Consider the following 12559-nt stretch of genomic DNA (forward strand, 5'->3'; position numbering starts at 1 on the left):
CGTATTACCTAAAGAAAGCTATGAAGAAAATTACCCTAGCATTACTCCTATTAGTGAGCATTTTATCACAAGCCCAAGAAAATTATCCCCAAGATGCATTTAGGTCACCTTTGGATATCCCAATAATATTAGCGGGCACCTTTGGTGAGTTGCGCTCCAATCATTTTCACTCTGGAATCGATATTAAAACAAAGCAACGTCAAGGGCTTCCTATTTTTGCCATAGGAGATGGTACGGTTACACGAATAAAAGTATCCTTATGGGGTTATGGCAAAGTTCTTTATATAGCGCATCCTAACGGTTACACATCTGTTTACGGACACCTCCAGAAGTTTTCGCCCGAAATTGAAGCCTACATTAGAAAAATTCAATATCGAAAAAAATCATTTGAAGTAGAGGTGTTTCCCGATTACGGCGAGCTTAAGGTTTCCAAAGACGACCTTATAGCCTACAGTGGCAATACGGGAGGTTCTTCAGGGCCGCACTTACATTTTGAGATTAGAAGCAGTATTTCTGAAAAGCCTACAAATCCCTTACTTTACGGTTTAGATGTGGCCGATGCAACGAATCCCACATTGGAAAAATTATTTATCTATCCGCTTTCCAATACATCAGTAGTAAATCAAAGTCAGGAAAAAATTCAGGTTAATTTTTCAAAACAACCGGATGGTAGTTTTCTAGCGGACAAGGTAGAGGCCATAGGAAAAATAGGAGTTGGTTTTATAGGTTTTGATAGGCAGGATATGGCAGCGAACAGAAATGGGGTCTATTCCGTTTCCCTTTCTGTTAATGGTAAGGTCTATACGGCATATGATTTTGAGTCTTTTTCATTTGGAGAAACAAGATACATCAACACCTTGGTAGATTATGATCATTTAGGAAAGTATAGGCAACGCATTCAAAAATGTTTTAAATCTCCAGGTAATAATTTAGGCATCTATAGCGAAATATATAACAAGGGCGAGATAGCCATTAGGGAAGGGCTAAGCTACACTATAGAATTACTGATTAAGGATTTAAAAGGCAATAAGGTTAAGCTAGTGGTTCCCGTAGAAGGAAAGAAATCTGAAGTGAAAATTAAAAAAGAGCTGAAAAAAACTCCCTACTATGTGGTTGCCAACAAACCCAATAACTTTGACCTAACCGCGGCAAAGGTCTATTTCCCGAGCAACACTTTCTACGAGGATTTTTACCTAGACCTTGAAAAAGGGGAAGATACGGTTAAAATACATACCAATACCGTTCCCGCCCACCGTAATTTCACCATCACTTTCGATGCCGCTAAATACACGGAGGAAGAACGGAAACAATTATTTATCGCAAGACTGGATAGTAAGTTAAGGCCTAGCTATTTAAATACGTATAAGCGTGGAAACACCTTTACGGCAAGAACTCGTAATCTTGGTACATACACCTTGGCAAAAGATTCAGTTGCACCAAAAATCGAAACCAAAAATTTTAAAGAAAAACAGTGGCTCAATAATTATAAATACCTCAGTGTTTCCATTTCTGATGATTTAAGTGGAATAGATACGTATAGTGCCACTTTAAACGGCGAATGGATTCTCATGGAATATGAACCTAAAAAGAATACGTTGACCTACAATTTTGACGATAAGATATTAGGGAAAAAGCAATGCGTTCTTAAAGTTACCGTTACAGATAATGTAGGTAACCAAAATACACTCACCGCGCCTTTCTATAGAAATTAGACCTTTTGAGATTTTGTAAATTATTTTTACTTTTTTTTATAACTTACCATTTTAATGGTAGGGCTCAGAACGCTACAATAACGGGCATTGTTCTAAACGAACGTAACGTCCCCTTGACAGATGTTAACATTTCTGCAGGGGTATTGGGTACAACTACGGATAAAGATGGCTTTTACATTCTTCAGATTACTGCCGACACGGAAACAGACATCGTTTTCACCCATATAGGACATAAAGAGGTTAGGTTAGAAAATTTAATTCTTACTACGAACGAAACCTATGAATTTAATCCGGTATTACGAAATGATGTTATTCAGGTCGATGGTGTTACCGTAACCCCTCGAGGCGAAAAAGAAGCAAGTGGTATTCTCTCTATTTCACCGGAAAAAATCAGGAAAATACCAGGTGCCAATGCAGGTGTGGAAAATATTTTGAAGCTCTTACCTGGTGTCTCTTCGAATAACGAATTAAGTACCCAATATGCTGTTAGAGGAGGTAATTATGATGAAAACCTTGTTTACATCAATGAGATTGAAGTGTACCGTCCTTTTTTGGTGCGCTCTGCACAACAAGAAGGTTTAAGTTTTGTAAACAGTGATTTGGTTCAGAACGTAAAATTTTCGGCTGGGGGTTTTCAAGCCAAGTATGGGGACAAACTTTCTTCCGTGCTAGATATTACGTATAAGAATCCGGTTACGTTCTCGGCTCAGGGAGATTTTAGTTTACTGGGAGCAAGTGCCAGTCTGGAAACCATATCCAAAAATAAAAAACTAAGCAGTATTACCGGCGTTAGATATAGAAACAATAGTCTTTTAGTTAACTCGCAACAAACGACGGCAAATTTAAATCCTTCTTTCACGGATGTGCAGAGTTACATAACCTACAGAATCTCCAACAAGTTCAATTTAAATTTCCTTGGAAACCTTTCCGTAAACAATTACCGAAACGAACCTTTGAAAAGAGAAACAAATTTTGGTACTATTGATGAGCCTAGGGCTTTAGTTGTTTTTTATGAGGGTAGAGAAAATAATAGATTCGCAACTGCCTTAGGTGCCGTCAAGGGTAATTACTATTTAAATGATAAGACCACACTAAAATTAATCACTTCTTTATATCATACGACCGAGGAGGAATATTCCGATGTAATAGCTTCTTACGAATTGGGAGATGTAAATAGTAATTTAGGTAGTGAAAACCTAGGCGAAATTCAAAATGCAAGGGGAATAGGCTCACAATTCAACAGAACCAGAAATGATTTGGATGCCTTGATATTCAATATAAATCATAGGGGTGTTCATAAGAATGGGAATACCGTTTTAGAATGGGGCCTAAAATACACTCATGAGGATATCAGGGATCAATTAGGGGAATCTGAATTTATAGATTCCGCCGGGTTTTCGGTACGCCCTATAAATCCTGCATTCGTTAACAATCAACCAGAAACACCTTTTAATGCACCATTGGTACCGTTCACAGGTCTTAATGCCACTAATTTTGTAAAGACAAATAGATTTTCTGGCTATGCCCAAATGGCAACACAAAAGAAATGGAACACAAACGACCTCTACTATAATATAGGTGTTCGTGCGCATTATTGGACGGTAAGCGGCACCAACGTTGAGAAAGTATCGCAAGTAGTATTCAGCCCAAGGGCACAAATAGCATTAAAACCCGATTGGGATAAAGATATGCTGTTTCGGTTTTCCACAGGCTTATACCATCAGCCGCCGTTCTACAGGGAGTTAAGAGACCTAACGGGAACCATAAACCCCAATGTAAAGGCTCAAAAATCGCTTCATTTTGTTCTTGGAAATGAGTATAGTTTTCTATTGTGGAATAGACCCTTTACCTTAATTAGTGAAGGCTATTATAAAAATCTAGACAATGTAAACGCCTACACCTTAGAAGATGTTCGCATACGATATGCTGCAGACAATGATGCTACCGCTTATGTTTATGGTGCAGAGCTAAGGCTTAATGGAGCATTTGTACCCGGTACGGAATCTTGGGTAAGTCTAGGGTATCTAAAGACCGAAGAAAATAGGAATGGTAGAGGTTTCATTGCGAGGCCAACGGACCAAAGAATTAAGATAGGCATCCTTTTTCAAGATTATGTGGCCACCATTCCAGATTTAAAGATGTATTTAAACCTGGTCTACACGACAGGTGTACCCGGTGGTTCTCCGAACAATGCCGACCCCTATCTTTTTCAGAATAGATTAAGAGACTATAGGCGTGCTGATTTGGGAATTTCCTATATTTTTGCAGGAAAGGATAAAACCTATGCTAAAAACCATTGGTTGCATTCCTTTAAAGAATTGAGTTTAGGCTTTGAAATTTTTAATCTTTTCAATAACCAGAACGCTATCACAAATACTTGGGTCAGGGACGTGGACAGTAAAAACGAGTTCGCCGTACCAAATTTCCTAACCTCAAGAGTTTTAAACTTAAGACTTAGAGTACGTCTTTAAACCAAAAAAATGCTTAGAATTTTAATTTTTATACTTCTCGCAACCAGCTTAAACCTTAGCGCTCAAAAGAATATTTATGAAAGTGCCAGATTTGATGAATTAAGCAATGACCATGAAGTCCTGGCCATTTTACCCTTTTTGACCAACCTAGACCTCAAAGACCAGGTTTCTAAGGAAGAACTAGGGGTATTAAAAGAAAAAGAGGGGTATGCCGTACAAAATGCCTTTGAGACCTATTTTTCTAAACGCAAGAAAAAGAAAAAACTACCGGTCGAATTTCAAAATACAAAAAACACAAAAGCAATTCTGAGCCAAAACGGTATAAATTATCAAAATATAGATGTGTATACCGTTAAGCAATTGAGCGAGATTTTGGGCGTGGACGGTATCATCAGTGGAACTTTGGACCTCAATGTTTTATTATCAAAAGGAGTTCCTACCGAGTTCAGTTTTACCGATTATTTTTCCGGAGGTGCCAATTACGGACGTATCGGCGTAAAAATTAGTGACGGGGACACTGGCAAATTGCTATGGAAGTACGAAAAGCAAATCAACAAAAAAACCGGAAAAAACACGACCGACCTTATTGATAGGATGATGAAACTTGCCATAAGAAAATTCCCCTATGAAAGAGAGCGCAAAAAAGACAGAAAAAATAAGAATTAAGTTATTGAAGCGTAAATTCCTTTAGCACACCTACCGTATAATCGATATCTTCTTTAGTATTGTATTTTGAAAATGAAAAACGTAGGGACGGCTTTTTTAAATCCTCGTCAGAAAGAATCTCGGAAAGTACGTGAGAGCCTTTATCACTCCCGGACTGGCAAGCACTGCCCTTAGAGCAAGCAATACCCTTCATATCCAAATGAAACAATAACATGAGTGCTTTTTCAGCACTAATGGGCAAACAAGCATTCACCAAGGTATAGGTACTTTTGTCTAAATCTCCAGAATGTCCGTTGAACTTCACCTCTGGAATCTCATTTTTAATGGTGTCTATGAAATACTTCTTAAGGCCTTTGACATAGCTTTGTTCTTCCTGCAAATTATCGTACGCCCTAACAAAAGCCTCTTCTAGACCTACGATATTATGAAAGGATTCGGTTCCTGCTCGGTAACCGCGTTCTTGCGAACCACCTGAAATCATACATCCAAGGCCGGAATTTTTCCTTATAAAGGCAAAACCGATACCTTTTGGCCCATGGAATTTATGTGCGGCGGCAGCCATAAAGTCAATCCCAACATCCTTTACATCCCATGGATAATGACCAATGGACTGTACCGTATCCGAGTGCACTAATGCATCATGAGCTTTAGCCAGTTTCGTGATGGCAGCAATATCTATCTTATTACCAATCTCATTATTTACGTGCATTAGGCTCACCATTTTTTTTGAATCGTCCTTTCTGAGCAAGGTTTCCAAATGGTTCATATCAGGATTGCCAAACACATCAAGTTGCACAAAGGACAAATTGATAAGACCTTTATGCGCCAATTCCTCTACCGTATGCAATACCGCATGATGCTCAATTTTGGAAGTAATAATAGTCTTTACTCCTAAATCCGCCACGGCACACCTCAAAATCATATTATCGGCCTCCGTACCTCCAGAAGTAAAAATTATCTCAGATGGTTGGGCATTTAAGTACCTGGCAATGGTCTTTCTCGCGCTCTCTATGGCCGTTTTGGCAGTTCTGCCGTAACTATGTGTAGAAGACGGGTTGCCATAGGAATTTGCCAGTGCATCTTGCATTTTTACGATTACCTCCTCACGAACCTGAGTGGTAGCCGCATTGTCTAAGTAAACATTTCTCATGATAACCTAATCTGAAATAAATAATCCTCAAAAATAATCCAAATTAAGTTAATTTGCACTTAAATGAATGACTATGGTCAGAGGCATATGTAATATTTAATTTAAATTTGAAGGATGAAGAAATACCTGCTTTTGGCAATCGCTTTAATTCAATTTTCCTGTAATGACGGTGACCTTCAAATAGAAACGGTTGATTTTGATAGTATTGAGACGGTTCAGTTTTGCGAAACCGTGGTCGTAAATGCTGAAAATCTGTTATTTAAAATTAATGGTGATGAGGCATTGATTATTGAATTACCAAGTAACCTACTTAAAAACGAAATAACTACTACGGATATAACAAGCCAAGTACCCTCCGCTACTCAAATAACATATCGTATTTTTTCAGATAATGTTAGTACCAATTACTTCTGTGACGCGATACCTCCGCTAACACCTAGCGTTATAGAGGAGATAGCGGCCCAAGACGGCCAAATTTTCATTACCACGGTAGCTGGTGAGGGAGACACTTTTGTACATACCATAAGACTCAGCGGTATTTCGTTTGTAGCGGAAAACGGTAGTAGAATCACTAATCTAGAAATTAACGAATTTGGTACCGTAACCACTTCGCTTTAACCCAGTTTTCTAAGCATTCTGATAAATATATATCTCTGTGGCACCTAGCCCATATTTTTGATAATCGGCATCATAATATTTGATATTATCGTACTTTCTAAAGAGGTACTGCAATTCTTCTTTTAAGACCCCTGCTCCTACACCGTGAATAAATACAACTTTTTGAATGCGTTTGGCTATCGCAAAATCTAACTGTCTTTTGGCGGTATCCATTTGTAGGTTAAGCATTTCATAGTTTCCCATATTCTTGGGATTTTTCACCAATTGATTAATATGAAGGTCCACTTCCATTTTTGGTAAATTCCTTTCTTTTGGTTTTGGTATTGGTCCTCTTTTCTTTTTAGGTTCTTCTTTTTCCTTTTTTACTTGTGCTACTTCGTAGTTACTGACCTTAATATCATCGGCAATCTTAACCAACTCCTCTTTATCAAAACTTAAGGGAAATCCGTCATCGGTATCCACGGTTACGGTATTACCATCTATCTGAGTAATAAAACCCTTTACGACATCGTCTATGGCCTCTACCCTATCTCCTATTTGAAAATCTGACATGAATTTATTTTAATTCCACAAAAATAATGGTATTTTTCCGCTTGAGTTTGAGAATGACCTAATGAGGTATTTAGCTTTTATTTTTTTTCTAGGCATAGAAAACTATATGCTACCCTGTTTTACCAAAAAACTTTTTGGTTTCGATTGTCCCGGATGCGGTATTCAAAGATCACTTCTACATTTGGTACGTGGAGAGTTTGGGGCCGCTTTTGAAATGTATCCGGCCATTTATCCCATGTTACTATTATTTATTTTTTTGGCGGTAGACAAATTTTTCAATTTTAAAAACTCCAATACAATTTCACGAGTACTCATGGTGGCCACTGTTGGCACTTTATTAATCAATTACATATTAAAATTCATTTAACTAAACCTTTTAATTTATGGAACAACAAAAATTACCCAACGTTACCATTGCCATGGTATTAAGCATACTTTCATTTATATGTTGCTGTTTTAGTGCAGGAATAGGTGGCATACTACTTTCTGGAATTGCATTATTTCTTGTGAATAAAGACACCAAGTTATATAGCCAAAACCCAGAGGATTATTCTAATTTTAGCACTTTAAAGACAGTTAAAATAATAGCTATAATTGGTCTTGTTATTGGTGTACTGACATTATTATGGAGTGCTTATTCTATTTTCGCAATCGGCGGATGGGAAGCCTATATGGAACAAAATCAAGAAATGTTAGAACAATTAGGAATAGAATAATCTATTAATTCATGAATCAACCCCTTCCTGGAGCAAGTAATGCCCTAACATTCGGAATTCTATCCATAGTCCTGACTATTTTCTGTTGTGGCCCTTTTGGCGCTATCTTTAGTTTTATAGGACTAAGTAGTGCAAAGAAAGCTGAACAAGTGTATCAATTGGATAGGGCGGCCTACTCCGGATATGACAATGTTAAAACTGGCAGGATTCTATCCTATATTGGTTTAGGTATTGCTGGGGTGTATCTTATCTTAGGGATAATTTATTTTGGCGCATTAGGTGCCATCATATATTCCGCAGCTTCTGAAGGAGGTTTTCAATAATTATTGATGCCATTATCATAAGAAAGTCCCGTTTCAGTTTTGAAACGGGACTTTTTTTATAATCAAAATAAAATATCTTGTAGCGTTTATTTAAACTCTTCCAATGTCCTTTGGATAATGGCGACACAGTCCAATAATTGCTCTTTGGTCATCACCAAAGGAGGTGCAAAACGAATAATGTTTCCATGCGTTGGCTTGGCCAACAACCCATTCTCCTTTAGAGCCATACAAATATCCCATGCCGTAGAACTTTGCTCGGTATCGTTGATTAAGATAGCGTTTAAAAGTCCCTTTCCACGTACACTAAGTACCAAATCGCAAGACGGGATAAACTTATTTAGTTCTTCCCTGAATAGTTCTCCCAATTCAGAAGCGTTCTGTGCTAACTCCTCTTCTTTTACCACTTCTAAAGCGGCCATACCAACAGCGGCGGCAATGGGGTTGCCACCAAAAGTACTTCCGTGATTGCCAGGACGAATCACTTCCATTACAGGGTCATTGGCTAAAACCGCAGAAACAGGGTAGGCCCCACCGGACAATGCTTTTCCAAGGATGAGAATATCCGGTTTAACCTCCGGAGTTCCGCTACAGTGCTTGTCGCTACAGGAACAATTACCACATGTGGCCAACAAACGTCCTGTTCTAGCAATGCCGGTCTGAACTTCATCTGCAATGAAGAGTACGTTATATTTTTCGCAAAGGGCCTTTGCTTTACTTAAATATCCTTCAAATGGAACATATACACCGGCTTCGCCCTGTATAGGTTCGACCAAAAATCCTGCGACGTTCGGATTATTTTTTAGAGTATCTTCAAGAGCAGCTAGATTGTCATATGCAATCTTGATAAATCCGTCCGTATACGGCCCAAAATTCTTACGTGCAACAGGGTCGTTAGAGAAAGATATAATAGTTGTAGTACGCCCGTGAAAATTATTTTCGCATACGATGATTTGGGCATTGTTTTCCGCAATACCTTTCTTTTCGTAAGCCCATTTTCTACATATCTTCAGTGCAGTTTCCACGGCTTCAGCGCCAGTATTCATAGGCAAAAGCTTATCAAAATGAAACGTTTCGGTGGCATACTTCTCGTATTTTCCCAACATATCATTATAAAATGCCCTCGAAGTCAATGAAAGTGTTTCTGCTTGCCTAGTCATGGCTCCCACTATTTTAGGGTGACAGTGTCCTTGGTTTACCGCTGAATAAGCCGAAAGAAAATCGTAATACTTTTTTCCCTCTACGTCCCAAACATGAACGCCTTCCCCTCTACTTAAAACTACGGGCAGTGGGTGGTAATTGTGCGCCCCGTGTTTGTTCTCTAATTCAATTGCTTGCTGCGATGTTAATTGTTCTAAAACAGCCATTTTAATAAAATTTAAATTAAAATAAAATAACCATTCCTTCTGTACCTTTATCCTTTCAAATCCCGAACCGTCGGGAGAAAATTCAGCGTAGGAGAGAAATCATCCTTAGTAGAGCTGCTAAATTAATAAAATTTACCTTAAGAATATGTTTCTCACTACGGTTTGAGATTATGAAGTTTTGCAATAGTAGTGACCTTTTGTATCAATTAGGTGTCCTAATTAAAACACTAACACTAAAAATAGTAAGATGGAAGTATTTCAAAACATGCTTAATAGCATAAGTAATTCAGCAGGAGATTTTTTGCCAAGCACATTGGGAGCACTATTAATATTGATTATAGGGTGGTTCATAGCAGGTTTCCTAAAACGTATCATCACCAGATTGATTAAAAAAAGTGGTATCGATGAACGAATTAAAAGTGATAAAATAACGATATCCAAGTTTATTGGTAAGCTCGTATATTTTTTAGCTATGATATTTGTGTTTACCCTAGTTCTTGAAAAGTTAGGTATGCAAAGCGTTCTTGATCCAGTAAAAAATCTACTTAATGGCTTTCTGGCCTATATCCCAAATATAATCGGAGCCGGATTAGTTGGTTATATTGGTTATATGTTGGCCACTATGGTTTCTGAGCTTGTAGGTCTCTCTGGCGATACCATTAAATCATTTCTTCCCAAACTTGGTATTTCAGAAGGTTTTGATTTGGTGGGTATCCTTAAGAAAGTAGTATTCATATTTATCTTTATCCCGCTCCTTATCTCGGCATTGAATATCCTGAATATGGATACCATTTCGGAGCCTGCAACAGCAATACTTACACAATTCTTCAGTGCGGTCCCCAAGGTGCTTTTAGCCGCATTTATCTTAATTCTATTTGTCGTTGGTGGAAAGTTTATCTCACAGATGGTTAGAGACATTTTGGATAAAATGAATTTGAATAAACTAGTTGGTCAACTTCACTTAGGAGATATGACAAAAAATACGAACTTATCTAAAACTATAGCCAACATTGCTTACTTTTTCATCATTATTTTTGGCCTGTTGACAGCATTGGAAAAATTAGAATTTGCTCAACTCACCGAGATTATACAAACGGTTACTGCTTTATCGGGTAAAATTTTATTTGGACTCGTTATTATTCTCATTGGTAATTGGGTAAGTATCATGGCTAAAAATGCCTTCGGTAAAAATCAATCCAATGGTTTTGTGGCATCAATAATCCGAACGGCAATATTAGCCATATTCTTGGCAATGGGCCTAAAGACCATGGGTATGGCGGATGACATTATTAACATGGCGTTTGGTATCACCTTAGGTACCATAGCCGTGACGGTAGCCCTATCCTTTGGACTAGGAGGTAGAGAAGCCGCGGGTAAACAAATGGGCAAAATTCTAGAAAAATTCAATAGTAAATAATATACAAGGAATAGGTTAGGTTTTTTTGGGAACGCTTTATAAGCGTTCCCATTTTTATTTTAAAAAATCTAAAATCAGGTTATTGCACAACTTAAATTATGAGTTATTATTCTCTTAAAACCCGCTACATATCTAGAGTGATTGCTATTTTTGTTCAATGCGAAAAAATAAGAGACGTCAGGTTTTTGAAAATGTTGAGGTACTGGATGCAGGTGCTAAGGGAAAAACTATAGGCAAAGCTCCTGACGGACGCGTAATTTTCTTGACCAATGCTGTTCCTGGTGATGTTGTTGATGTCCAAACGACCAAAAAACGAAAGGCATATTTTGAAGGAACGGCCACGGCCTTCCATACCAAATCCGATAAAAGAGTACAACCGGAATGCAAACATTTTGGCGTATGTGGTGGGTGTAAATGGCAGAATATGGGCTATGAACATCAGCTCTTCTACAAACAAAAAGAGGTTGAGAACAACCTAAAAAGAATAGGTCACTTGGAGCTTCCGGTAATTACACCTATAAAAGGTTCGGAAAAAAAATACTTCTATCGTAACAAGATGGAATTCTCCTTTTCTGACAGCAGATGGCTAACACTGGAGGAATTACAGTCGGATATTATTTTTGAAGACAAGAATGCACTTGGATTTCATATTCCCGGAATGTGGGATAAAATTCTAGACATCGAAAAATGTCATCTACAGGAGGACCCTTCAAATGCCATTAGATTAGAAACCAAGGACTTTGCCCAAAAGAAAGGGCTTACATTTTTTAATCCAAGAAATCAATACGGGATGTTGCGTACATTAATGATACGCACGTCTTCTACGGGAGAAATTATGGTATTGATTCAGTTTTATGAGGATAATGAAGCAAAAAGAAATCTGCTTTTGAATCACCTTTCGCAGACCTTTCCACAAATAACGGCGTTACTTTATGTAATCAACCAAAAACAGAACGATACAATTTACGACCAAGATATTATCTGTTATAAAGGAAGGGACCATATTTTTGAGGAAATGGAAGGCTTACGGTTTAAGATAAATGCGAAGTCTTTCTATCAGACCAATTCGGAACAGGCTTACGAACTTTATAAGATTACTAGGGATTTTGCTAGCTTAAAGGGCGATGAACTGGTTTATGATCTGTACACAGGTACAGGCACTATAGCACAGTTCATCTCAAAAAAGGCCAAAAAAGTAGTGGGTATAGAAGCGGTTCCTGAAGCAATTTTGGATGCAAAAGAAAATGCAGAGCGAAATAATATTTCTAATGCAGATTTCTTCGTGGGTGATATGAAAAATGTTTTTAATGAAACGTTTATCGCTGAAAATGGTATTCCCGATGTTATTATTACTGATCCACCCAGAGATGGTATGCATAAAGACGTAGTACAACAAATACTAACTATTGCCCCAAACAAAATAGTTTACGTAAGCTGTAATTCTGCTACACAGGCTAGGGATTTGGCACTCATGAAAGAGCTGTATGATGTAACTAAAGTGCAACCCGTGGATATGTTCCCACAAACGCACCACGTAGAAAATGTTGTACTTTTAGAAAAGAAAAAATAG

At 37.9% G+C, this 12559-nt stretch carries 12 protein-coding genes; 9 read left to right on the top strand and 3 right to left on the bottom strand.

Annotation, left to right across the window (positions count from 1 at the left end; genetic code table 11):
* Positions 1 to 20 precede the first annotated feature (20 nt).
* The 3 genes from EJ994_RS07160 to EJ994_RS07170 are packed head-to-tail and all read left to right on the top strand — an operon-like array spanning position 21 to position 4849.
* Positions 21 to 1712, top strand: a complete 1692-nt coding sequence (locus EJ994_RS07160) for a M23 family metallopeptidase (RefSeq protein WP_126591842.1) — start codon at positions 21 to 23, stop codon at positions 1710 to 1712.
* A gap of 5 nt (positions 1713 to 1717) precedes the next feature.
* The gene (locus EJ994_RS07165) at positions 1718 to 4183 is read left to right on the top strand and encodes a TonB-dependent receptor plug domain-containing protein (protein ID WP_164721436.1); all 2466 of its coding nucleotides are present in this window, start codon (positions 1718 to 1720) and stop codon (positions 4181 to 4183) included.
* 9 nt (positions 4184 to 4192) lie between these two features.
* A complete protein-coding gene (locus EJ994_RS07170; protein ID WP_126591843.1) occupies positions 4193 to 4849 on the top strand; it encodes a hypothetical protein in 657 nt (218 codons plus the stop codon).
* Position 4850: 1 nt separating this feature from the next.
* Here EJ994_RS07170 and EJ994_RS07175 read toward each other — a convergent pair whose 3' ends face one another.
* Positions 4851 to 5999 (bottom strand): cysteine desulfurase family protein, encoded by a 1149-nt coding sequence (locus EJ994_RS07175; protein ID WP_126591844.1) that lies wholly within the window; start codon positions 5997 to 5999, stop codon positions 4851 to 4853.
* Between the two features lie 114 nt (positions 6000 to 6113).
* Here EJ994_RS07175 and EJ994_RS07180 point away from each other — a divergent pair, with 114 nt between their 5' ends.
* The gene (locus EJ994_RS07180) at positions 6114 to 6617 is read left to right on the top strand and encodes a hypothetical protein (protein ID WP_126591845.1); all 504 of its coding nucleotides are present in this window, start codon (positions 6114 to 6116) and stop codon (positions 6615 to 6617) included.
* A gap of 9 nt (positions 6618 to 6626) precedes the next feature.
* On the opposite strand, the gene EJ994_RS07185 is transcribed toward EJ994_RS07180, so the two are convergent.
* Positions 6627 to 7169 (bottom strand): Smr/MutS family protein, encoded by a 543-nt coding sequence (locus EJ994_RS07185; protein WP_126591846.1) that lies wholly within the window; start codon positions 7167 to 7169, stop codon positions 6627 to 6629.
* Between the two features lie 106 nt (positions 7170 to 7275).
* Between EJ994_RS07185 and EJ994_RS07190 the strand changes: the two genes are divergently transcribed.
* Genes EJ994_RS07190 through EJ994_RS07200 form a run of 3 tightly spaced genes read left to right on the top strand, consistent with a single transcriptional unit; the run spans position 7276 to position 8208 of the window.
* Complete coding sequence (locus EJ994_RS07190; RefSeq protein WP_317128102.1) at positions 7276 to 7536, top strand: DUF2752 domain-containing protein; 261 nt, start codon at positions 7276 to 7278, stop codon at positions 7534 to 7536.
* Between the two features lie 16 nt (positions 7537 to 7552).
* Positions 7553 to 7885 carry a CCC motif membrane protein gene (locus EJ994_RS07195; protein WP_126591848.1) on the top strand — a complete coding sequence of 111 codons (333 nt, stop codon included), beginning with the start codon at positions 7553 to 7555 and terminating at the stop codon, positions 7883 to 7885.
* Between the two features lie 11 nt (positions 7886 to 7896).
* On the top strand, positions 7897 to 8208 hold the full coding sequence (locus EJ994_RS07200; RefSeq protein WP_126591849.1) for a CCC motif membrane protein: 312 nt from the start codon (positions 7897 to 7899) through the stop codon (positions 8206 to 8208).
* An 86-nt stretch (positions 8209 to 8294) separates the two neighbouring features.
* Here EJ994_RS07200 and rocD read toward each other — a convergent pair whose 3' ends face one another.
* Entirely contained in the window at positions 8295 to 9572 is a 1278-nt protein-coding gene (gene rocD, locus EJ994_RS07205; protein ID WP_126591850.1) for an ornithine--oxo-acid transaminase, read from the bottom strand.
* A gap of 247 nt (positions 9573 to 9819) precedes the next feature.
* Here rocD and EJ994_RS07210 point away from each other — a divergent pair, with 247 nt between their 5' ends.
* Both EJ994_RS07210 and rlmD read left to right on the top strand, forming a co-directional pair.
* The gene (locus EJ994_RS07210; protein ID WP_126591851.1) at positions 9820 to 10989 is read left to right on the top strand and encodes a mechanosensitive ion channel; all 1170 of its coding nucleotides are present in this window, start codon (positions 9820 to 9822) and stop codon (positions 10987 to 10989) included.
* Between the two features lie 157 nt (positions 10990 to 11146).
* Positions 11147 to 12559, top strand: a complete 1413-nt coding sequence (rlmD, locus tag EJ994_RS07215; RefSeq protein ID WP_126591852.1) for a 23S rRNA (uracil(1939)-C(5))-methyltransferase RlmD — start codon at positions 11147 to 11149, stop codon at positions 12557 to 12559.

This window comes from Maribacter sp. MJ134 (assembly GCF_003970695.1).
In the GTDB taxonomy this organism is placed as follows: Bacteria; Bacteroidota; Bacteroidia; order Flavobacteriales; family Flavobacteriaceae; genus Maribacter.

Excerpts from the sequence above, each read along its gene's own strand:
- EJ994_RS07160 (WP_126591842.1), top strand. The coding sequence starts at position 21 with ATGAAGAAAATTACCCTAGCATTACTCCTATTAGTGAGCATTTTATCA.
- EJ994_RS07170 (WP_126591843.1), top strand. The coding sequence starts at position 4,193 with ATGCTTAGAATTTTAATTTTTATACTTCTCGCAACCAGCTTAAACCTT.
- EJ994_RS07175 (WP_126591844.1), bottom strand. The coding sequence starts at position 5,999 with ATGAGAAATGTTTACTTAGACAATGCGGCTACCACTCAGGTTCGTGAG.
- EJ994_RS07180 (WP_126591845.1), top strand. The coding sequence starts at position 6,114 with ATGAAGAAATACCTGCTTTTGGCAATCGCTTTAATTCAATTTTCCTGT.
- EJ994_RS07185 (WP_126591846.1), bottom strand. The coding sequence starts at position 7,169 with ATGTCAGATTTTCAAATAGGAGATAGGGTAGAGGCCATAGACGATGTC.
- EJ994_RS07190 (WP_317128102.1), top strand. The coding sequence starts at position 7,276 with ATGCTACCCTGTTTTACCAAAAAACTTTTTGGTTTCGATTGTCCCGGA.
- EJ994_RS07195 (WP_126591848.1), top strand. The coding sequence starts at position 7,553 with ATGGAACAACAAAAATTACCCAACGTTACCATTGCCATGGTATTAAGC.
- EJ994_RS07200 (WP_126591849.1), top strand. The coding sequence starts at position 7,897 with ATGAATCAACCCCTTCCTGGAGCAAGTAATGCCCTAACATTCGGAATT.
- rocD (WP_126591850.1), bottom strand. The coding sequence starts at position 9,572 with ATGGCTGTTTTAGAACAATTAACATCGCAGCAAGCAATTGAATTAGAG.
- EJ994_RS07210 (WP_126591851.1), top strand. The coding sequence starts at position 9,820 with ATGGAAGTATTTCAAAACATGCTTAATAGCATAAGTAATTCAGCAGGA.
- rlmD (WP_126591852.1), top strand. The coding sequence starts at position 11,147 with ATGCGAAAAAATAAGAGACGTCAGGTTTTTGAAAATGTTGAGGTACTG.